Here is a 20564-nt window from a genome sequence, read left to right on the forward strand (position 1 = left end):
ACCTACCCCTTTCTCGCGCCGAGTTGGGCGGCCCACGGGTAGTAGAGGTAGGACTGGGACGCGGTCGGTCCGGTGAGCTTCTTGTCCAGGACGAGGATCGTGGGAACCTGCGCGACCGGGATCCACACCGCCGACGCGACGAAGGCGTGCTGGACGGAGACGGCGAGCTTCGCGCGGGCCGCGTCGTCGAGGGTGCCGAGCGCCTTCTTCACCTGTCGGTCGTACGAGGCGTTCTTGAAGCCGACCCAGTTGTTCGGGGAGTCGGAGAGCCCGTTGTCGTAGAAGCCCATCGGGTCGGCCTTGGAGATGTACCAGTCGCCCGCGAGTACGTCGATGTCGGCGCGGGCCGTCGGGTCGCTGTAGAACTCCTCGAACTGGGCGGTCGGCACGGTCTTGATCTCCGCGCGGATGCCGACGCGCTGGAGGGCGGCGCGGGTGGCGTTCGCGATGACGGTGCGGCCCTGGCTCGCGTCGGTGCCGATGACGACGGGCTCCGTGGGGGCGCCGGCCTCCTTGACGAGCCTCTTGGCGCGGGCGATGTCGGAGGCGGTGGGCGAGGCGGGGGCGAGGTCCGCCAACTTCTCCTGCGCCGCCGCGAATCGGTCCTTCTCGTAGCCCCAGGCGCCCGAGCCGACCGGCGACGCCCAGGGCTGCACCAGGCCGCCGTAGCCGGAGTCGGCTATGCCCTGGCGGTCGAGGGCGAGCGAGAGCGCGCGGCGGATCTTCGGGTCGGTGAGGCCGCCGCGGTCGGTGGGGATGAGGGCGAGCGAGGCGGTGGAGGGGCCGTAGTACTGCTTCAGGTCCTTGTCGGCGCGCAATGCCGCCGCCGTGTTCGGGGACTCGGCGTACGCGCCGTCGGCCGCGCCCGTCTTGAGCGCGTTGACCAGGGCGCTGTCGGAGGCCCAGCGGAAGACGACCTCGCGGGTGAGGGGCTTCCTGCCCCAGTAGCCGTCGTAGGCGCGGATGGTGATCGAGTCGCCGGACTTCCAGCGGCCCAGCTCGTACGGTCCGGAGCAGGCGTCGGGGTGGCCCGGCGTGCCGAACTCCTTGCCCGCCTCGGTGACCTGCTTCTTGTTCCAGACGATGCCCGCGTCGCCCGCCATGGCCTTGAGGAACATGGCGTCGGGCGTCTTGAAGGCGACGGTGACGCGGTTCGGTGCCGTCTTCTTCATCGAGGTGACGTTCTCGAACTCGTCGGACTGTTCCATGTCCTTGGAGGCGTGCCGCTTCAGCGACCAGAGCAGGTCGTCGGCGGTCAGCTTCGTGCCGTCGTGGAAGGTGACGTCGTCGCGGACGGTGAAGGTCAGTTTCCGGCCGCCGTCGGACGTCTCGGCCTTCTCGGCGAGCTGCGGCTTCGTCGTCATGTCGGGCTGGAGCTGGTAGAGGCGCTCGCAGACGTTGGTGAGGACGACGCGGCCCGCGCTGCTGCCCTGCGAGTCCAGGTCGAGGGAGTCCGGCTCGTCCTCCAGGAGCCAATTGGCCTTCTGTACGGGGGCGTTGGCGGCCGGAGTGGTCGCGTGCAGCTTGAGGTCGGCGGCCGGGGTTCCGGCGCCCTCGCCCTCGGGGCGGTCGGCGCCCGCGCAGGCGGTGGCGGCGAGGAGGGTGGCCGTGGCGAGCAGGACCGGGACGGGCACTCTTCGGGGTATGGGCGTCATCGGGCGTCTCCGTACGGGCCGTCGTAGAGGTTCCAGGGCAGGTGCTGGTAGTCGCGGTCGCAGGGAGTGCCGGCGGTGACGTGGTAGTCGCCGCTGGTCAGGTCCACGCAGGACGAGACGAGCGTCATCCAGTGCTTGACCTCCGGATCGCGGGCGTCGGGGTGGGTGCACAGGGACTCGGGCAGGCCCAGGTGGTCCGACATCGCGTCCTTGATCAGCTTGCGGGACTCGTCGGGGCCCGCGGAGTGGCGCAGTGCGGCGAGGCCCTGTTCGGCGCGGGGGACGCGGACCAGGGAGTCGGAGGACATCGGCCGATAGCCGACGGCGAGGGCCGCGGGGACGCCCGCCTGGTAGTGGTTGCCGTGCACGAGCAGGCCGTCCGTCGGGTACAGCCAGCCGATGCCGGCGGGCGTCGTCTCCAGGTCGACGGCGAAGCCCTCGCGGCAGGTCAGCAGGGCGTTGCTGGCGATGTGGGCGCGGGTGCGGCACAGCACGTCGAGGGCGTCGGTGACGGTGTGGGTGTCGAGGACGCTGCGCCGGACGACCGTCTGCGGGAGGCCGATCGCGTCGTCGAAGCGGCCGCCGAGGCCGTTGGCGTTGAGGGCGATCCCGGCGGAGTTGGCGCCCTGGCGGCCGATCTGACCCGCCTCCACCTGCATGATCACGGTGGGCTTGGGCGGCTGCTCGATCCGGATCATGACGACGGTGTCGGCGACGCCGGCCCGCCAGTCCCAGTTCTGGCCCGCCCACACGTGACCGTCGCCGCTGGCCTCGCCGAAGGCGGCGAAGGAGGTGCAGCCCTCGGCGGGCTCCTCAGGACCCTCAGACTCCTGGGGGGCCCGCATGTCCTTGAACGACCGGTCGTAGATGACCTCGCCGCGGGCGTTCAGCGCGAGGACGTCCAGGACGTCGACGCCCGCCCCGTCGGCGATCCCCCGCATCTCGTCGAGGAGTTCGGGGGCGTAGTCGCGCACCGGCTCCAGCCAGCGGGCCGCGCGGGCGGTGACCCGGTCCCAGGTCAGCCCGGCGGACTGGCCGAAGGCCTGCTCGTAGTAGCCGATGGCGGCGTGCAGTTGGGGACGCACGGCCTCGCCGTACTGGCGGCCGCGGTCCAGGGGGGCGCCGCTGATGTCGATGGCCGGGAGGGTCCGGGATGCCATGGTTCTCCTCGCCACGGAGAGGGTCCGTCTCCCGAAACCGTGCTGTAACGTCGATTACGAGATGCTCTCCACTTGGAACGTGTTGCCCAGGAGAGTAACGGTCGTCACACGAGAGTCAAGAGCTGTAATGGAAATTACCGAGGGGGCGGCCCGGCTGCGGGGCGCCGTGCGCGAGCGCTGGGACGAGCTGTCCGCGTCCGAGCGGGCCGTGGCCCAGTACCTGGTGAGCGCCCCCGCCGAGGCCCTCCTGTTCGCATCCGCGCAGGAGCTGGGGACGGCGAGCGGCACCAGCAACGCGAGCGTGGTACGGACACTGCAACGGCTCGGGTACGCGGGACTGCCCGCGCTCAAGCGGGAGTTGGCCTCGGACCTCACGTCCGCGGTCGCCCCCGAGGTGCGGCTCAAGCAGCGCATCGACCATGTCGGCCGCGACCTGGACGCCATCTGGGGCGAGGTGTTCGACGAGGCCGCCGAGCGCATCGAGCACGCCCGGCGGCTGACGCCGGGCGAGGCCCTGAAGGCGGCGGTGGGGATCCTGGCGGAGGCGGGCGAGATCCACTGCTACGGGGTCGCGGCCTCCGAGCTCGCCGCACGGCACCTGGCGTTGGCGCTCGGCAGGGTCGGGCGCCGGGCCCAGTACACCGGGGCCACGGGGTTCGCCCTCGCGGACCATCTGCTGCGGCTGCGCCAGGGCGACGCGGTCGTCATCTTCCAACCGGGCCGCGACCTCCCCGAGTTGACGGTACTGATCGACCGGGCGCGGGCGGTCGGCGCCCGGGTCGTCCTGGTGACGGACGAACTGGCCGAGCGGTACGGGGGCCGGGTCGACGCGGTGCTCACGGCCCCGCACACGCCCACGGGGATCACCACGGAGGCGCTGACGGCGCTGGTGGTGGCGGACGCGCTGCTCCTGGCGATGACGACGCTGGAGGGCGGGCTCGCCGTGGAGACGTCCCACCAACTCACGGTGTTGCGCGAGCAGTTGCTGGGCCCAAGGAAGAAGTGAGCCCCAGAATGAAGTGAGCCCTACCCGGCGACCGGCTACGTGTTCCGTGGTGCCGGGCAGGTACGGGTCGCAGTCGCGCGGGCTGCCGCAACATGCCTCACGGGTGCATCCGGGCCCCCTTCAGTACCTTGTCCACCGCGTTGCGCGGGCCGTAGACCGCGAGGCCGACCAGGTCCAGTTCGATGGCGGCGACGGCTCGTACGGCCGCCCGGTTGTCGGTGTCGTTGCCGGTGGCGAAGAGGTCGGACGTGAAGACGGCGCGGGGCAGCGCGCGGCGCAGGGCGCGTTCGTGGGCGGTCTTCAGGAGGTCCTTGCCGCCTTCGAAGACCAGCACCGGCTGGCGGAACATCGGCAGGTACGGGGTGCCGTCCGCGTCCTCGTACGGCTCGCCGATCACCTCGGGCACCTCCGGGCCGAGGCCGCTGACCAGGAACGCCGTGACGTTCAGGCGCTGCCAGGTCTCCAGGTCGTCGCGGAGCAGCACGGCGATCTTGGTGTCGAAGCGGACGGGGGCGGGGGCGGTGGTCTCGGTGCTCATGGGTTGAGACTGCCGGTCGCCCGGACGGCTGGTCTTGTACGTTTTTTGCATGCCCACCGGCAGTGAACAGATCACCGCGTGGCGGCCCCGGGTGCCGGGCGTCACGGAGGTCTTCCACGCCCACTTCACGCGGCACGCCTACCCGATGCACGTGCACGACACCTGGACGCTGCTCATCGTCGACGAGGGCGCGGTCCGCTACGACCTGGAGCGGCACGAGCACGGCACGCCGCTCGGCACCGTCTCGCTGCTGCCGCCGCACGTTCCGCACAACGGGCAGGCCGCCACGCCCGACGGGTTCCGCAAGCGGGTCCTGTACCTGGACGCGGCGGACGACGGGCCGCTCGACGCCTCGTTCATCGGGGCCGCCGTGGACCAGCCCGACCTGGTGGATCCGCTGCTGCGGCGGCGGATCGGGCAGCTGCACGCCGCGCTCGCCCGGCCGGGCGACGAGCTGGAGGCCGAGGCGCGGCTCACCTTCGTCGGCGAGCGGCTCCGTGAGCGGTTGCGGCCGGCGCTCGTCGACGGCCGGGGTTCTCGGGGGCCCGCGCCCGATCGCCGGGTCGCGGTCGCGCTGCGGGAGCTGCTCGACGCGCGGGTCGCCGAGGGGGTCGATCTGCGGGAGGCCGCGGGGCTCGTGCATGCCCATCCGGCGCATCTGGTGCGGTCGTTCGGGGCCGCGTACGGGATCGCTCCGCATCAGTACCTGATGTCGCGGCGGGTGGATCGGGCGCGGAGGCTGCTGCTCGGCGGGCAGGCCCCCGCCGAGGTGGCGGAGGCCTGCGGGTTCTATGACCAGTCGCATTTGACGCGGTGTTTTCGGCGGGTGGTGGGGGTGCCGCCCGGGCGGTATGCGCGGGGGCGTTCGGCGTGAGCGGTGGTGTTGCGCCGAGGCGTGGTTGACGTCGCGGGGCTCCGCCCCGGACCCCGCGCCTCAATCGCCGGCGGGGCTTGAATTGCCCGGACCTCACTGCTCAATCGCCGGCGGGGCCTGAAGTGCTTGAACGGCGCAGCAGCGTTCCGCTTGCTCCTGCTGTCGCCACCAGCAGTACACCCGCCACCACCAGGCTCACCCGCATCCCGCACAGGGAGAACGTGTCGTTGCCGTTGGCGGCGAGGAGGGAGCCGAACAGGGCCACGGCCAGGGCGCCGCCGGTCTGGCGCAGGGCGTTGAGGAGGCCGGAGGCCGTACCCACACGCGGGCCCGGGACGGCGTCCATCAGCATCGCCGTCACCGCGGGAATCGCGAACGCTCCGCCGATGCCGGTCGGGACGAGGAGGGTCAGAAGCAGCCAGATCGGGGTGTGCGCCGTCAGCGGCAGCAGCGCGAACATCGCGAGGGCCAGGACGAGTTGGCCGATGACGATGACCGGGCGGCGGCCGAAGCGCTCCGCGATGTGCGGCGAGATCAGGTTCGCGGCGGTGGTGAGCATCGCCATCGGCACGAACACCAGGCCCGCCGCCGTCGCGGACATCCCCCGGAGCTGTTGCAGGTAGAGGCCGAGCAGGAACACCACACCGTAGAAGCCGGCATTGACGGAGAAACCGATCGCGAGGGACGCGGAGACCGTGCGGTCGCGCAGCATGCTCAGCGGGACCATCGGGGCGCGGTGGCGCTTCTCCGTCACGTAGAAGGTGAGAGCGGACACGACGGCCACCGCCAGCGCCGCGAGGCCCATGGTGCCGCCCTCGATCACCGCGAAGGTCAGCCCGGCGAGCGTGAGGACCGCGGTGATCTGGCCGGGGATGTCGAGCGGCGCGGGGCGGCGGAGCGAGGGGGCGACCTTCGTGAGCAGGGCCAGGATCGCCGCGCCGACGGGCAGGTTGAGGAAGAACACCGCACGCCAGCCGACGTGTTCGGTGAGGACGCCGCCGAGCACCGGGCCCGCCGCCATCGACACCGAACCGCCGACCGTCCACAGGGCGATCGCCCGCGCCCGCCGCCGCGCGTCGTCGTACGCCTCCCGGATCAGCGCGAGCGACGCCGGCATCAGGATGGCCGCCGCCCCGCCCTGGACGACGCGGGCCGCGATCAGCGCGCCGAGGCCGGGTGCGACGGCGCAGGCGAGGGACGCGAAGGTGAAGAGGGCGGTGCCGAGGACGTAGGCGCGGCGGGCTCCGGTGCGGTCGCTCAGCGCCCCCGCGGACAGCATCAGACCGGCGAACATCAAGGTGTACGCGTCCGCCACCCACTGCAGTCCGGTCATGCCGCTGTGCAGGTCGGCGCGGATGCCGGGCAGGGCGATGTTCACGGCCGACACGTCGATGGTGATCACGGCGAAGCCGAGCAGCGCGGCCAGGAGCGCGGCGGTGCCGTTGGTGCGGCGGGGTGCGGATGCGACGGCCGGGTCCTCGGGTACGGGTTGCGTACGAGTACGGGCTCTGTCGGCGACGGTGGTCACACGGTCCTCCTGGGGCGCGGTGTTCGAAGTGCGGGTGGGCGGCAGGCACGGGCCGCGGCCCTGTGACATGCACTCCCTGGGCCCTTGCCTGCCGGCCACCCGCAGCGAGGACAACTCTGCGGCCACCGCGCGCAAGGTGGCAGGCCGCGCTTCACCGGGGCGCCGCGTTCCACGCCCTGACACGGCCCCCCACGGCGCTCGACGACCGTGGACAATGCACGTATGGCTGAGACCACGGAACTGGGCCGCTATCTGCGGGCCCGCAGGGGGCAGGTCACCCCGGCCGACGCGGGCCTGCCCGCGGGCACGGGCCTGCGGCGCACGCCCGGACTGCGCCGCGAGGAACTGGCGACGCTCTCCGGAGTGAGCGTCGACTACTACACGCGCCTGGAACGGGGCCGCGAGACCAACCCGTCACCGGCGGTGATCGACGCCATCGCCCACGCGCTGCGGCTGCGCGGCGACGCCCACGAGCGCCTGCACGACCTGGCCGAGATGGCCTCGGGCCGGCACACCGAGCCCCGCCCGACCACCGACGACACCGTGCGCGATTCGGTGCACCGCATGCTGGAGGCGCTGCGCCCGCTGCCCGCGTACGTGGTGAGCCGCTTCAACTACGTGCTCGCCGCGAACCCGGCGGCCCGGCGCCTGCTGCCCGGACTGTGGGACCTGCCCGCCGAGCAGCGCAACATCACCCGCTACCTCTTCCTGCACCCCGTCGGGCGGACCCTGTACGTGCCGTGGGAGGAGACGGTGACCGCCTCGGTCGCCCACCTGCGGGCCATCGGCGGCACGGAGGCGGACGACCCGAGGATGACGGCGCTGGTCGGCGAACTCCTCCTGAAGTCACCCGACTTCGCCCGCATCTGGAACCGGTACGACGTCCATGAGCGCAGCGGCGGCACGAAGACGTTCGAGCATCCGAAGGTCGGCGCGATGACGCTCACCTTCGAGGTGATGCAGCTCGCCCGCACGGGCGGCCAGCGCATGGTCGTCTACCAGGCCCCTGCGGGCTCGGCGGACGAGGAGGCAGTCCTGAAACTGGACCCGCAACAATCGAGCCCGGACCAATCGAGCCCGGCCCCATCAAGCCCCTCCGGCGATTGAGGAGCGGGGTCCGGGGCGGAGCCCCGAGGCGTCAAGCCCGTTCCAGAATCGCCGTCACGCCCTGACCACCCGCCGCGCAGATCGAGATCAGCCCCCGCCCCGAACCACCCCGCTCAGCCAACAACTTGGCCAACGTGGCGACGATCCTCGCCCCCGTCGCCGCGAAGGGATGCCCGGTCGCGAGGGACGACCCCGCCACGTTCAACCGGTCCCGGTCGACCGGCGCGAGCCCCGCCTTCTCCCACGCCGCGAGCGTGGCCAGCACCTGCGAGGCGAACGCCTCGTGCACCTCGAACAGGTCGAAGTCCTCGACCCCGAGCCCGGCACGCTCCAGCATCCGCGGCACGGCGTACGCGGGCGCCATCAGCAGCCCGTCGCCCTCACCGCCCTTGACGTCACCGTCCACGAAGTCCACCGCCGCCGTCTCGTAGGCGGTCAGATACGCCAGCGGTTCGAGCCCGCGCGCCTCGGCCCACTCCTCGCTCGCGAGCAGCACGACCGCCGCGCCGTCCGTGAGCGGCGTCGAATTGCCCGCCGTCATCGTGGGGTTGGGCCCCTTCGTCCCGAACACCGGCTTCAGCGTGCGGAGTTTCTCGACCGTCGAACCCGGCCGGAGGTTCTGGTCGCGCTCAAGTCCCCGGTACGGCACGACGAGTTCGTCCAGGAGCCCGCGCTCGTACGCCGCCGCAAGACGCTGATGGCTCGTGGCGGCCAGCTGGTCCTGGTCCTCGCGGGCGATGCCCCACGCGCGCGCGGTGACGGCGGCGTGCTCACCCATGGACAGGCGGGTGCGCGGCTCGGCGTTGCGCGGGATGTCGGGGACCAGGTGGCCCGGCCTGACCTTGGCGAGCGCCTTGATCCTGGCGCCCGCCGACTTGGCGCGGCGGGCCTCGAGGAGGATCTTGCGCAGTTCGTCGTTGACGCCCAGCGGGGCGTCGCTCGCGGTGTCGGAGCCGCCCGCGATCGCGCTCTCGGTCTGGCCGAGCGCGATCTTGTTGGCGGCGGCGATCACCGCTTGCAGACCGGTGCCGCAGGCCTGCTGGATGTCGTACGCGGGCGTGCGGGCGTCCAGCATCGAGCCGAGTACGGTCTCGCGCGCCAGGTTGAAGTCGCGGCTGTGCTTGAGCACGGCTCCCGCGACGAACTCGCCGACGGCGCCCGGCTCGTGGAGCTTCATCCGCCCCACGAGGCCGTCGAGCGCGGCGGTCAGCATGTCCTGGTTCGACGCGGTCGCGTACGGGCCGTCGGAGCGCGCGAACGGGATGCGGCTACCGGCGACGACGGCTACGCGACGCGGGGCGTTTCCTAGGACGGGGGCGGCAGGGCCCTTCGGGGTTCGCGCCATGTTCGGCAGCTCCTGAGCTCTCGACAAGTACTGACCATTGAGTAACCTTACTCCGTAGTAAATTTACGACCGAGCTGGGAGCTGGACAATGGCCGACCGCTATCTGAACTTCACCGGCACGGCCCCCGGCCGCTTCCTGACCCGCCGCCTGGGCCTGCCGCAGCCCGCACCGCTGCACCGCTTCACTGCCGAACACCCGCGCCTCGAAGGGCAGTTGCTGCACCTCACGGCGGGCGGATCCACGCACCGCGAGGAGCTCGGGAAGCTCCTCGCCGGCACCGGCCTCGACGTCGTGACGGCCGCCTCCCCCGCCGGGCGGCCCGCCGCGGCCGTCGTGGACGCCACCGCCGTGACCGGCCTCGACTCCCTCGCCGAAGTGCACGCCGCGCTGCACCCGGTCGTCCGCGACCTCGCCACGGGAGGCCGCGTGGTCGTCCTCGGCGCGCCGCCGTCGCCCGACGACCACCACCAGGCGGCCGTGCAGCAGGGCCTCGAAGGCTTCGTGCGCTCGCTCGGCAAGGAGATCGGGCGCGGGCGCACCGTCAACCTGGTGCGCGTCGCGGGCCCGGTGGCCGCCACCGAGTCGACCCTGCGCTTCCTGCTGTCGCCGAAGTCGGCGTACGTCAGCGGGCAGGTCATTCAAGTGGGCGGGACGGACGGCGAGTTGAACGTCCCCGGGAACTGGGACCGGCCGCTCGCCGGGCGCACCGCGCTCGTCACCGGCGCCGCCCGCGGCATCGGCGAGGCCGTCGCCGAGACCCTCGTACGGGACGGCGCCGAGATCGTCCTGCTCGACGTGCCGTCCGCCGAGGCCGACCTCGCGAAGGTGGCGGAGCGGCTCGGCGGGCGCGCGCTGCCGCTCGACATCACGGCGGACGACGCGGGCGAGCGGATCGCGGAGTTCGTGCCCGACGGGCTCGACGTCCTCGTGCACAACGCGGGCATCACCCGCGACCGGCGCCTCGCCAACATGCCCGCCGAGCGCTGGAGTTCGGTCCTGGAGGTCAACCTCGCGAGCGTGCTGCGGACGACGGACACGCTGCTCAAGGCGGGGGCCGTGCGCCGCGGCGGCTCGATCGTCGCCACCGCCTCCATCGCCGGGATCGCGGGCAACGCCGGGCAGACCAACTACGCGGCCAGCAAGGCGGGCATCGTCGGCCTCGTACGGTCCCTCGCGCCGCGGGCCGCCGCCGAGCACGGGGTGACGGTGAACGCGGTGGCGCCCGGATTCATCGAGACCAAGATGACGGCGGCCGTTCCGCTGTTCATCCGGGAGGCCGGGCGGCGCATGAACTCCCTTGCGCAGGGCGGACTTCCGGTGGACGTGGCGGAGACGACGTCGTGGTTCGCGTCCCCGGGGTCCGGGGCGGTGAACGGGCAGGTGGTCCGGGTGTGCGGGCAGTCCTTGCTCGGAGCGTAACCCCTCCGGGGCGGGCGGGACGTGTACGGCCGACCGCCCTCCGGCCTCGGGGCTCCGCCCCGGACCCCGCTGCTCAATCGCCGCAGGGGCTTGATAGGCCCACCCGCCGCCCGGGCAAGCGGGTGGCTGCCACCGCCTTGCGCTGCAGGGTGGGCAAGGCGGCGCCCCGGCCCCGTCGGCACACCACCACTCCCCACTCCCCACTCCCGCAACCCCTCACGAGGACCGCAATGACCCGCACCGTCGCCCTCGACGCCACGCCCTCCCTGCTCCCGCTCATGCTGCGCGGCGCCGCCCTGTCCCCCCTCAAACGGCCACGCCACGACGCACCGCTGCCCGACACCCGGCTCTCCGTCCCCGGCCTCCGTATCGCGCAGAGCCACCTCACCGCGTACGAACGCGCCTGCGGGTTCGCGACCGAGCGGCCCGAGCTGCCCGTCACGTATCCGCACATCCTGGGCTTCCCGCTGGCCATGCGGCTGATGTCGGAGCGCGCGTTCCCGCTCCCCGTGCTGGGCCTCGTCCACACGTCGATCGAGATCACGCAGCAGCACGACCTGGCGGCCACGGAGGCATACGAACTGGGCGTCCACGTAAAGGAATTGAGGCCGCACCGCCGCGGCACGGAGGCCGTCGTCGTCACCGAGCTGCACGCCGAGGGGGCACCGGTGTGGCAGTCGACCAGTACGTATCTCGCGCGGCACAAGACCTCCGCGCCGGCCACCGCCGACGCACCCCCGCGGGACGCCCCCGCGGAGCCGCTGCCCGAGCTCGCCCACTGGCGGCTCGCCGACGACCTCGGCCGCCGCTACGCCGCCGCGTCCGGCGACCGCAACCCCATCCACCTGCACCCGCTCACGGCCCGCCTCTTCGGCTTCCCGCGCGCCATCGCCCACGGCATGTGGACGGTGGCCCGCTCCCTGGCCGAGCACAAGGCGCACGGCCCCGTCCACGTACAGGCCCGCTTCAAGGCGCCGGTGCTGCTGCCCGGCGAGGTGGTGTACGCGGCCCAGGGCCCGGCCTTCGAACTGCGCTCGGCGGACGGCTCCCGCACGCACCTCACCGGCGAGGTGCGGCCGCTAACGGGCTGACCAGCGCCGCCCGTCCATCAGGTTGCCGAGGCCCGACCAGGCGAAGTTCATCAGCGTCGCGGCGGCCTCCTTCGCGGACACCGACGCGTCACCGTTCGCCCAGTCCGCCAACGCCTCCGCCGCGCCGACCAGGGCCTGGGCGAGGCCCGCGACCTCCCGCTCGGCCAGCTCCGGGTTGTCGTGCGCCTCGCGGGCGGCCTCGGCGATCAGCTGGGTCACGAACGCGACGATCTCCTCGCGCATCGCGACGACCTCCGCCACGATGGGGCCTCCCGTGCTCGAGCGCAGTGGAGTGCTCGGGGAAGGGTCGCCGCCCGAACGGGCCTGGCTGTGCAGCACCGCCCAGCCGTCGGGGCGCTCGGCGGTGTGCGCGAAGAAGGCGGTCAGGCCCTCCCACAGCTGCCGGTCGGCGGCCACGTCCGTGCGGACGCCCGCCCGGACCGCGTCGACCAGGGCCTTCGCCTCCCGGCGGACACAGGCGCTGAACAGGTCTTCCTTCGAGTTCAGATACAGGTACACCAACGGCTTGGACACGCCGGCCAGTTCGGCGATCTCGTCCATCGACGCGGCCCGGTACCCCCGCTTCCCGAACACCCGCACCGCGGCGTCCAGCATCTGCCGCTCCCGCTCGGCCCGCGGCATCCTCTTCTGCCGCACCACCCCGGACCGCCCCTCGCCGCCCACCCCAGCCACCTTCCCTCGCCCACTCTGCACCCTTCAGCCTACGCAGTTCCCCCACCGAACCTCCCCGCCCAACGACCATCGACCGCGAACGCACGAAGTCCCGCTCCCCGGGGACCGGAAAGCGGGACTTCGTGTGGGACGAGCCTGGGGGACGTCAGGCGGCGGCCGTCACGGCCACCTCCTGCGGCTCGTCCACCGGAGAGGACGTCGCGTTGTCGTAGGCGTCGCGGTCGAGAATCTTCTCGCGGGCCGAGACGATCACCGGAACGAGCGCCTGACCTGCAACGTTCGTCGCCGTCCTCATCATGTCCAGGATCGGGTCGATCGCGAGGAGGAGGCCGACGCCCTCCATCGGGAGGCCCAGCGTCGACAGGGTCAGCGTCAGCATGACCGTGGCGCCCGTCAGACCGGCGGTGGCGGCGGAGCCGATGACCGAGACGAAGGCGATGAGCAGGTAGTCACCGACGTTGAGGTCGATGCCGAAGATCTGCGCGACGAAGATCGCGGCGATCGCCGGGTAGATCGAGGCGCAACCGTCCATCTTGGTCGTCGAGCCGAACGGCACGGAGAAGGAGGCGTACTCCTTCGGGACGCCGAGGCGCTCGGTGACCCGCTGGGTGAGCGGCATGGTGCCGACGGAGGAGCGGGAGACGAAGGCCAGCTGGATCGCGGGCCAGGCGCCCTTGAAGAACTGCAGCGGGCTCAGCTTGGCGACCGTGGCGAGCAGCAGCGGGTAGACGCCGAAGAGGACCAGGGCGCAGCCGACGTAGATGTCGACGGTGAACGTCGCGTACTTGCTGATCAGGTTCCAGCCGTACGTGGCGATGGCGTTGCCGATGAGGCCGATGGTGCCGATCGGGGCGAGCTTGATGACCCACCACAGGGCCTTCTGAAGCAGCTCCAGGACGGACTCGGAGAGCGTGAGGATCGGCTGGGCCTTCTCGCCGACCTTCAGGATGGCGATGCCGGCGACGGCGGCCATGAAGACGATCTGGAGGACGTTCAGCTGGGTGAAGGGCGTGACGACGTCCGTGGGGATGATGCCGGTGAGGAAGTCGAGCCAGGAACCGGCGTGTTCCGGCTTGGCGCCGTCCTTCGGGGTCAGGCCCGTGCCGGCGCCCGGGTTGGTGAGCAGCCCGATGGCGAGGCCGATGACGACCGCGATCAGCGACGTGACCATGAACCAGATCAGCGTGCGCGAGGCGAGCCTGGCGGCGTTGTTGACCTTGCGGAGGTTGGTGATCGACACCAGGATCGCGAAGAAGACGAGCGGGGCGACGGCCAGCTTCAGGAGCTGGATGAAGGTGTCGCCGACCTTCTGCAGGGTGGTGACGAGCCAGGAGATGTCCTGGCTGCGGGCCAGCCAGCCGAGCAGCACACCCAGGACGAGGCCGCCCAGGATCTGCGCCCAGAACGGGATCTTGGGTATGCGAAAGCCGGACTTCTGTTCGGCTGCGGGGGTGTTCGCGGACACGGAGGCACTCCAGTGGTGACGCGCGGGGACATGTCAGGGGTGTACTGCGGCGTACAGGAGCGGCGACCGTGGGACGTGGTCAACGGCGCCGCTGCATCGCTTCGGCCAAGGAAGTCGAAACTGCGCGATCAGGCGCGACAGGCCGCGGACATGCAGCGGCAGAGATCGACATGCAGGCGCTCCACGAGCGCGATGCTCATGGCGGTTCGAGGCGCAGCTGATGTCTTCATGACAGGAACGTTAACACCGCGACTTTGAGAACATCAAAGGGCTTCTTTGGGGCGGATGAGGTGCCCGTACGGGCCCAAAGCGGCATTTGCCTTGAAAATGCAGGCGACCCCGGCACCTGATCCGGTGCCGGGGTCGTGCTGACTGTGAGGAAGCTTACGCGGGCCCTACAGAGGCAGGGGGGCGTTCACGCCTCCTGCGTGTGGGCGTTGGTGCGCGCGGCGTCGTCGGCCTCGTCCTCCATGGAGCGGTTGGCCGCCATGTTCGCCTTGGCGCGGTCCACGCGGGCGACGACCTTCCTGGAGGCACGGTCGCGCTCGCCGCGGAGCACGATGTAGCTGATGGGTGCGGAGATCACCAGGCCGAGCAGCGCGATCCACAGCCAGTAGGAGCCGCCGATGCCAGCGGGCACGATGCCGGTGGCGACGAGACCCCAGACGACGAGGAAGCAGCCCACGAAGATCCCGAGCCGCATCAGCGTGTAGCGGAGCATGTCAATCCACTCTTCCGTTCCGAAATGGTGCCCTTACAGGACGAGCGCCCCTCCAGTGAAGCACGGGGAGGGGCGCCCGATTTCAGCGGGGGCTCGCGCGGCGGCCGGGGGCGTCAGATCAGCCACCTGTTCTTGCGGACGGCGGGCAGCTGGGCCCACACCCCGCCGAGGCCGTAGTACCGGCCGGCGCCGGTGGCCGCGGTGATCAGCAGGACGAGGGCGATCATCCAGTGGTCGTCCATGAACGGGTTGCTGGCGGGCCACAGCGAGACGAACCACATGAAGGCCATCATCAGCGCGCCCGCGGCGGCCGCGATCCGCATGCCGATGCCGAGGATCATGGCGAGGCCGACGCCGAGCAGGCCGAGCATGAAGATCGTGTCGAGCCACCAGGCGCCGGCCACGGAGTCAAACATGTGGGCGAAGGGGCCGGTCGTGCCGTGCAGCAGGAAGCCCTCGGTGGGGCTGCCGCCGTTCAGCCAGCTTCCGCTGGAGGGCGTCGCCTTGCCGAGGCCGAAGGCCTTGTCCAGGAAGGCCCACAGGAAGTAGAAGCCGACGAGCACGCGGGACGCGGCGAGGACGCCGCGGGCGGCGGGTGCGCGTACGAGTACGTCGTCGTGGCTGCCGGCGCCGCGGCGCGGGGCGCCCGTGGCGCCGTGTCGGGCGGGACTGTCCGATGCGTGGAGAGCCATGGCCGTGCCTTCTTCCTTGTGCACCTCGCGGTGCGTCCGCTCGTGAATACATTCACAAGCTACGCCCGGTGTTTAGGCCGCCCCTACGGTCGAAGGTCCCGATACGGACGTCCGAACGTCACGACCTCGCCTCTGGTTACGCTCGGGCCCATGCGCACCACACCTCCCCTCACCTTCGAACTCGACCCGGCCGTCGACCCCGATCTGCGCGACGGGCTCCTCGCCCTCTGGTCGGACGTCACGAACGCCGGTGGCGCGGTCGGCTTCGTCCCGCCGGTCACGCCCGAGGACATACGCCCGGAACTGGTCAAGCGCCTCGCCGACCTCGCCGGGGGCCGGACCCGGCTCCTGGTGGGCCGCGACGAGCACGGCCGCGTCGCGGCATCGGCGTTCCTCGCGTACAACCAACACCGCCTGATGAAGCACCACTTGTGGCTCTACACGGTGATGGTCCACCCTGAGCACCAGGGCAGGGGGTACGGCCGCGCCCTGATGTCGGCCGCCGCCGACGTGGCGCGCACCTTCGAGGGCATCGAGGCCCTGCGCCTCACCTGCCGCGGCGGCACGGGCGCGGACGCCTTCTACGCGGCGTGCGGCTACAAGGAGGTCGGCCGCGTCCCGGGCGCGATCCGCGTAGCCCCGGGCGACGACCGCGACGACGTCCACATGATGCTGCCCATATAGAGCCCCGCGACCGGCGGACGGACGGCCGTGAACAAAAACGGGCCCCGGCGACAACCGGGACCCGTAGACCTCACACCCTCATGGGCTGCGGCGCATCCCGCCGCCCCGGGTCGGCCCCTTCGTACTCCCGAATGATCTCGTACCGCGTGTTCCGTTCAACCGGCCGGAACCCCGCGTCCCGGATCAGATCGAGCAGATCCTCACGCGTCATCTTGTTCGGCGTGCCGTAGTTGTCCGCGTCATGCGTGATCTTGTACTCGACGACCGAGCCGTCCATGTCGTCCGCCCCGTGCTGCAACGCGAGCTGCGTGGTCTGCAGCCCGTGCATGACCCAGAAGCACTTCACGTGCGGCACGTTGTCGAACAGGAGACGCGACACGGCGAAGGTCTTCAGCGCCTCCGCGCCCGTGGCCATCGTCGTCCGCGCCTGCAGCTTGTTGCGGATCTTGCCGTCCTGCATGTCGACGAAGTCGTGCTGGTAGCGCAGCGGGATGAAGACCTGGAAGCCGCCGGTCTCGTCCTGGAGTTCACGCAGTCGCAGCACGTGATCGACGCGGTGCCGGGGCTCCTCGACGTGCCCGTACAGCATCGTGCTGGGCGTCTTGAGGCCCTTCTCGTGCGCGAGCCGGTGGATCCGCGACCAGTCCTCCCAGTGGGTGTCGTGGTCGACGATGTGCTGCCGGATCTCCCAGTCGAAGATCTCGGCGCCGCCACCGGTGAGGGATTCGAGCCCCGCCTCGATCAGCTCATCGAGAATCTCACTCGCGCTCATCCCGGAGATCTTCTCGAAGTGGTGGATCTCGGTCGCCGTGAAGGCCTTGAGCCCGACGTTCGGCAGGGCCTCCTTGAGCGCCTTCAGGGAGCGCGGGTAGTAGCGCCACGGAAGGTTCGGGTGCAGGCCGTTGACGATGTGCAGCTCGGTGAGGTTCTCCGACTCCATCGCCTGGGCGAGCTTGACGGCCTCCTCGATGCGCATCGTGTAGGCGTCCTTCTCGCCGGGCTTGCGCTGGAAGGAGCAGTACGCGCACGAGGCCGTACAGACATTGGTCATGTTCAGATGACGGTTGACGTTGAAGTGCACGACGTCGCCGTTCTTACGCGTGCGCACCTCGTGGGCGAGACCGCCGAGCCAGGCCAGGTCGTCCGACTCGTAGAGCGCGATGCCGTCCTCGCGGGACAGCCGCTCACCGTCCCTGACCTTCTGCTCCAGCTCGCGCTTGAGCCCTGCGTCCATTGCCCGTACCTCTCCTCGCTCAACGACCGTCCCACCGTACGCCGTCGCACCGACAGGCCCCGGCAGGGCCCGTCCCCTCACGCTTCCTCGGGGAGCTCCCCCACCCGGTTCTCCCACTTCGTGGAGAGAATGATCGTGGTACGCGTCCGGGACACGCCCTTCGTGCCGCTGAGACGCCGGATCGTCCGCTCCAGGCTGTCCACGTCGCCCGCGCGGACCTTCAGCATGTACGAGTCGTCGCCCGCGATGAACCAGCAGTCCTCGATCTCGTGCAGATCGCGCAGGCGGTGCGCCACGTCCTCGTGGTCGGCCGCGTCGGAGAGCGAGATGCCGATGAGGGCGGTGACACCGAGGCCGAGCGAGGCGGAGTCGACGGTCGCGCGGTAGCCGGTGATCACGCCGGCCGCCTCGAGGCGGTTGATGCGGTCCGTGACGCTGGGTCCGGACAGGCCGACGAGCCGGCCCAACTCCGCATACGAGGCGCGGCCGTTCTCGCGCAGGGCCTGGATGAGCTGCCTGTCCACGGCGTCCATAAGGTCCAATGCCTTTCATTGTTCAGCGTTGACGCGAGCTTATGTGTACGATCGAAGGCGCGCTAGGGTTTGTCCCCGCAAAATCTAAAGTCCATCCCGTGGATCAGTGACGATCCATTGGATATCGAACCCCCAGGAGAGTGTCAGCGTGTTCACGATCGAGATGGCGTACGCCCGCATGCGCGAGATGCAGGCCGAGGCCATTCGTTCGCGCGGCGAGCTGCCCGCCCCCGCGCGGCGCACGAAGGGCCGGCACGCCGCGCCCAAGAAGCGCTGAGCGCCCCCTCACTCACGCTCACGGGAGCCTCCACCGAGCTCTCCCTCCCAGCGGCGGTACAGCGTGTGCGGCACTCCCGCCGCGTCCAGCGTCCGCCCCGCGACGAAGTCCACGAGGTCCTGGATGTGCGTCGCCCCCGCGTAGAACGCCGGTGACGCCGGCAGCACCACGGCGCCCGCCTCGTCGAGCGAGACCAGGTGCTTGAGGGTCTGCCCGTTCAGCGGCGTCTCCCGTACGGCGACGATCAGCGGCCGCCGCTCCTTGAGCGTCACACTCGCCGCGCGCTGCAACAGATCCTTCGAGAGCCCGAGCGCGACACCGGCCACGCACGCCGTCGAGGCGGGCACGATGATCATGCCCTTGACCGGGTACGAGCCGGAGGAGGGCCCGGCGGCGAGATCGCCTGCGGGCCAGTACCGCACGGCGTCGCCGGAGAGGTCGATCCCGCCGAACGTGTCCGGCTTGCCGTCGGCGCCGCGCGCCAGCCACTCCGCCAGATCCTCGCGCCAGTGCGCGTCCCGCAGCGGGATCCCCGTCTCGTCGAGCAGCGTGAGCCGCGAGGCCCGCGAGACGACGAGGTCGACGGCTTCGCCCGCCGCGAGCAGGGCGCGCAGCACGGAAGCGGCGTACGGGGTGCCTGACGCTCCGGACACCCCGACGACCCAGGGCCTGCGGCTGCTTGCTTTGTCGTGCTCCACACCACGAGCCTATCCGGCGGCCCCACGGGGGAACTTGAGCAGGGGCCGTCAGCGTTCTTTCCATGACGGGCGGGGGCTGGGATGACGTACGACGACGGATCGGGCCGAGTGGCGCCGCGGCGCCGGGCGGCGCGAGGGCGGGCGCTGGCGGCGGGCAAGGTGATGCTCGCCTGGGTGGCGCTGCTGTGGCTCCTCGAAGTGGTCGACGTGGCGTCGGGACACGCGCTGGACACCTTCGGCATTCAGCCGCGCGAGCCTTCCGAGCTGATCGACGTCGTCCCGGCGTCCTTCATCCACTTCGGCTTCGGCCACGTCGCGGCGAACTCGATACCCCTGCTGGTCCTCGGCTTCGTCGCGGCGCTCGGCGGGCTGCGCCGCTTCTTCAAGGCGTGCGCCCTGATCGTCGTCGCGGACGGGCTCGGGGTGTGGCTGGTGGCCCCGGCACACACCAACACGGCGGGCGCCTCAGGCCTGATATTCGGCCTGTTCGCCTTCGTCGTCCTGTCCGGCTTCGTGGAGCGCCGCCCGCTCGGCATCGTCGTCGGCGTCCTCATAGCCGCGTACTGGGGCACGTCGTTCCTGGCGGGCCTCTCCCCCACGAACGACGGGGTGAGCTGGCAGGGCCACCTGATCGGCCTGCTGGCGGGCGCGGCGGCGGCGTTCGTGTTCCGCCGCCGCCCGCGCCCTCAGCTCTGACCGGGATGGGGCGCGTGGGGGTCGACCGGGAAGCGGTTCGTGGCGATCGTCAGTTTCCCGAGCGGGGAGTCGATGGTGATGTCCGTGCCGTACGGGATGGTGTCCTGGCCCCGGTAGCCCTCGGGGCCGGGGTTCCACATGGTCACGCAGTGGCCCTTGAGCGGGTCGAGGATGACGTAGTTGGCGATACCGCGGGACGCGTACCAACGGGGCTTGATCTCGTAGTCGCGGCGGATGCTGCTCGGCGACACCACCTCGGCGACCAGCTCGATGAGGTCCGGTGAGTACTCGGTACGGTTCTCGCCTTCCGCTTCGGCCGGGATGACCGCGAGATCAGGGCAGAACTCGTTCTGATCGTCGAACACGAAGGCCACGTCGGTGACCAGAGCCCAAGCTGTCGGCAGCTGCCGCTCCACTTCGGACCACAGACGCGTAATGGACTTGCCGTGGAACGGCCGGACCGCATTCATCACAAGGCTGCCCTCGACGATCTCTGACAGATAGCCGGGGAACATGTCCTCCAGCTTGCTGAGCTGCGAGTGCAGGCGGTCGATGTCCGCGATGCGCACGGTGGCCTCCCTGTGTCCTGCTCTCGATGGTAGGCCGCACGCTACGTACGCGTACGGCCGTGCGTCATCCGTTTCCCTACCGCTTCACCCGCGAGGCGATCCGCAGGGTGTCGGCCATCTCCAGGTGCACCGCCTCCTCGACGGCCAGCCGCCGGGCGGCGGGACCCGGACTGCCCGGGTCCCCGATGACGTACACGGCCTTGCTCATGCGGCTACCTCCTGCCCATGGATGGCGTATGGGCCTGGCCCGTCGTACCCGAAGTCCGCGAGCAGCAACTCCCGCCTGCGGGCAGCCTGTTCGACGGCGATGACGTAGGGGCGGACGAGGCGGGAGTCGTGCGCGTCGAGGCGCGATTCGGGGCGTCGGACCTGCGGGGCGGGCCGGCGAACGACGCGGCGATGCTGCCCGCTCGGTGGCGGGAATGTCACGCGGGCCGCAGAGGCCAGGGCCGCGAGCGAGGCCAGGAAGAGAGTCATCCAGGGCAGGGTCCCGGCGATAGAGTCGGACATGCGTCAACTCCTTGGGTGGGTTGATGCCACGCCCCGGGACGGTTGCCTCCGTCGCCGGGGTCTTCTTG

Annotated in this window: 23 protein-coding genes; 8 read left to right on the forward strand and 15 right to left on the reverse strand. The window is 71.1% G+C overall.

What is annotated here, in order from left to right; genetic code table 11:
• Positions 1–2: 2 nt before the first annotated feature.
• Entirely contained in the window at positions 3–1655 is a 1653-nt protein-coding gene (locus ACP4E5_RS20585; protein WP_425830780.1) for an ABC transporter substrate-binding protein, read from the reverse strand.
• Complete coding sequence (locus ACP4E5_RS20590; RefSeq protein WP_425830782.1) at positions 1652–2815, reverse strand: C45 family autoproteolytic acyltransferase/hydrolase; 1164 nt, start codon at positions 2813–2815, stop codon at positions 1652–1654. The genes ACP4E5_RS20585 and ACP4E5_RS20590 overlap by 4 nt, the downstream gene beginning before the upstream one ends.
• Positions 2816–2942: 127 nt before the next feature.
• Here ACP4E5_RS20590 and ACP4E5_RS20595 point away from each other — a divergent pair, with 127 nt between their 5' ends.
• Positions 2943–3821 carry a MurR/RpiR family transcriptional regulator gene (locus tag ACP4E5_RS20595; protein ID WP_425830784.1) on the forward strand — a complete coding sequence of 293 codons (879 nt, stop codon included), beginning with the start codon at positions 2943–2945 and terminating at the stop codon, positions 3819–3821.
• 97 nt (positions 3822–3918) lie between these two features.
• Here ACP4E5_RS20595 and ACP4E5_RS20600 read toward each other — a convergent pair whose 3' ends face one another.
• Positions 3919–4359 carry a DUF2000 family protein gene (locus ACP4E5_RS20600; protein WP_425830786.1) on the reverse strand — a complete coding sequence of 147 codons (441 nt, stop codon included), beginning with the start codon at positions 4357–4359 and terminating at the stop codon, positions 3919–3921.
• 49 nt (positions 4360–4408) lie between these two features.
• On the opposite strand from ACP4E5_RS20600, the gene ACP4E5_RS20605 reads away from it, so the two are divergent.
• Complete coding sequence (locus ACP4E5_RS20605; protein WP_425830788.1) at positions 4409–5233, forward strand: helix-turn-helix domain-containing protein; 825 nt, start codon at positions 4409–4411, stop codon at positions 5231–5233.
• A 100-nt stretch (positions 5234–5333) separates the two neighbouring features.
• Here the strand turns inward: ACP4E5_RS20605 and ACP4E5_RS20610 are convergent, their stop codons facing one another.
• Entirely contained in the window at positions 5334–6761 is a 1428-nt protein-coding gene (locus ACP4E5_RS20610) for an MFS transporter (RefSeq protein ID WP_425830790.1), read from the reverse strand.
• A gap of 222 nt (positions 6762–6983) precedes the next feature.
• On the opposite strand from ACP4E5_RS20610, the gene ACP4E5_RS20615 reads away from it, so the two are divergent.
• A complete protein-coding gene (locus ACP4E5_RS20615; protein ID WP_425830792.1) occupies positions 6984–7868 on the forward strand; it encodes a helix-turn-helix domain-containing protein in 885 nt (294 codons plus the stop codon).
• Between the two features lie 31 nt (positions 7869–7899).
• Here ACP4E5_RS20615 and ACP4E5_RS20620 read toward each other — a convergent pair whose 3' ends face one another.
• Positions 7900–9213 carry an acetyl-CoA C-acetyltransferase gene (locus ACP4E5_RS20620; RefSeq protein WP_425830794.1) on the reverse strand — a complete coding sequence of 438 codons (1314 nt, stop codon included), beginning with the start codon at positions 9211–9213 and terminating at the stop codon, positions 7900–7902.
• Positions 9214–9301: 88 nt separating this feature from the next.
• Here ACP4E5_RS20620 and ACP4E5_RS20625 point away from each other — a divergent pair, with 88 nt between their 5' ends.
• Both ACP4E5_RS20625 and ACP4E5_RS20630 read left to right on the forward strand, forming a co-directional pair.
• Entirely contained in the window at positions 9302–10633 is a 1332-nt protein-coding gene (locus ACP4E5_RS20625) for a 3-oxoacyl-ACP reductase (RefSeq protein ID WP_425830796.1), read from the forward strand.
• A gap of 230 nt (positions 10634–10863) precedes the next feature.
• Positions 10864–11724 (forward strand): MaoC/PaaZ C-terminal domain-containing protein, encoded by an 861-nt coding sequence (locus tag ACP4E5_RS20630; RefSeq protein ID WP_425830798.1) that lies wholly within the window; start codon positions 10864–10866, stop codon positions 11722–11724.
• Here ACP4E5_RS20630 and ACP4E5_RS20635 read toward each other — a convergent pair.
• The 4 genes from ACP4E5_RS20635 to ACP4E5_RS20650 all read right to left on the reverse strand — a co-directional run bounded on the left by ACP4E5_RS20635 (position 11713) and on the right by ACP4E5_RS20650 (position 15295).
• Positions 11713–12366: a TetR/AcrR family transcriptional regulator gene (locus ACP4E5_RS20635; protein ID WP_425841503.1), complete on the reverse strand. Its 654-nt coding sequence runs from the start codon at positions 12364–12366 to the stop codon at positions 11713–11715. The two genes, ACP4E5_RS20630 and ACP4E5_RS20635, sit on opposite strands and share 12 nt — an antisense overlap.
• A 196-nt stretch (positions 12367–12562) precedes the next feature.
• Complete coding sequence (locus tag ACP4E5_RS20640; RefSeq protein WP_425830800.1) at positions 12563–13882, reverse strand: dicarboxylate/amino acid:cation symporter; 1320 nt, start codon at positions 13880–13882, stop codon at positions 12563–12565.
• Positions 13883–14297: 415 nt separating this feature from the next.
• The gene (locus tag ACP4E5_RS20645) at positions 14298–14603 is read right to left on the reverse strand and encodes a DUF4229 domain-containing protein (protein ID WP_425830802.1); all 306 of its coding nucleotides are present in this window, start codon (positions 14601–14603) and stop codon (positions 14298–14300) included.
• Positions 14604–14716: 113 nt separating this feature from the next.
• A complete protein-coding gene (locus ACP4E5_RS20650; RefSeq protein ID WP_425830804.1) occupies positions 14717–15295 on the reverse strand; it encodes a hypothetical protein in 579 nt (192 codons plus the stop codon).
• 150 nt (positions 15296–15445) lie between these two features.
• Between ACP4E5_RS20650 and ACP4E5_RS20655 the strand changes: the two genes are divergently transcribed.
• Positions 15446–15979, forward strand: coding sequence for a GNAT family N-acetyltransferase (locus tag ACP4E5_RS20655; protein WP_425830806.1), 534 nt, complete (start codon positions 15446–15448; stop codon positions 15977–15979).
• Between the two features lie 70 nt (positions 15980–16049).
• Here ACP4E5_RS20655 and mqnE read toward each other — a convergent pair whose 3' ends face one another.
• Positions 16050–17213 carry an aminofutalosine synthase MqnE gene (gene mqnE / locus ACP4E5_RS20660; protein ID WP_425830808.1) on the reverse strand — a complete coding sequence of 388 codons (1164 nt, stop codon included), beginning with the start codon at positions 17211–17213 and terminating at the stop codon, positions 16050–16052.
• 77 nt (positions 17214–17290) lie between these two features.
• Positions 17291–17746, reverse strand: coding sequence for an Lrp/AsnC family transcriptional regulator (locus ACP4E5_RS20665; RefSeq protein WP_422408774.1), 456 nt, complete (start codon positions 17744–17746; stop codon positions 17291–17293).
• A gap of 148 nt (positions 17747–17894) precedes the next feature.
• Between ACP4E5_RS20665 and ACP4E5_RS20670 the strand changes: the two genes are divergently transcribed.
• Positions 17895–18023: a hypothetical protein gene (locus ACP4E5_RS20670; protein ID WP_425830810.1), complete on the forward strand. Its 129-nt coding sequence runs from the start codon at positions 17895–17897 to the stop codon at positions 18021–18023.
• 8 nt (positions 18024–18031) lie between these two features.
• Here ACP4E5_RS20670 and ACP4E5_RS20675 read toward each other — a convergent pair whose 3' ends face one another.
• Positions 18032–18721 (reverse strand): UbiX family flavin prenyltransferase, encoded by a 690-nt coding sequence (locus ACP4E5_RS20675; protein WP_425830812.1) that lies wholly within the window; start codon positions 18719–18721, stop codon positions 18032–18034.
• Positions 18722–18802: 81 nt separating this feature from the next.
• On the opposite strand from ACP4E5_RS20675, the gene ACP4E5_RS20680 reads away from it, so the two are divergent.
• Complete coding sequence (locus tag ACP4E5_RS20680; protein ID WP_425830814.1) at positions 18803–19417, forward strand: rhomboid family intramembrane serine protease; 615 nt, start codon at positions 18803–18805, stop codon at positions 19415–19417.
• On the opposite strand, the gene ACP4E5_RS20685 is transcribed toward ACP4E5_RS20680, so the two are convergent.
• The 3 genes from ACP4E5_RS20685 to ACP4E5_RS20695 form a co-directional block, all read right to left on the reverse strand.
• Positions 19408–19986: a Uma2 family endonuclease gene (locus ACP4E5_RS20685; RefSeq protein WP_425830816.1), complete on the reverse strand. Its 579-nt coding sequence runs from the start codon at positions 19984–19986 to the stop codon at positions 19408–19410. The two genes, ACP4E5_RS20680 and ACP4E5_RS20685, sit on opposite strands and share 10 nt — an antisense overlap.
• Positions 19987–20062: 76 nt before the next feature.
• Positions 20063–20194 (reverse strand): hypothetical protein, encoded by a 132-nt coding sequence (locus ACP4E5_RS20690; protein ID WP_425830818.1) that lies wholly within the window; start codon positions 20192–20194, stop codon positions 20063–20065.
• Positions 20191–20496 (reverse strand): hypothetical protein, encoded by a 306-nt coding sequence (locus ACP4E5_RS20695; protein ID WP_425830820.1) that lies wholly within the window; start codon positions 20494–20496, stop codon positions 20191–20193. The genes ACP4E5_RS20690 and ACP4E5_RS20695 overlap by 4 nt, the downstream gene beginning before the upstream one ends.
• Positions 20497–20564 lie beyond the last annotated feature (68 nt).

The sequence above is a fragment of the Streptomyces fractus genome (assembly GCF_049844455.1).
GTDB classification, from domain to species: Bacteria; Actinomycetota; Actinomycetes; order Streptomycetales; family Streptomycetaceae; genus Streptomyces; species Streptomyces fractus.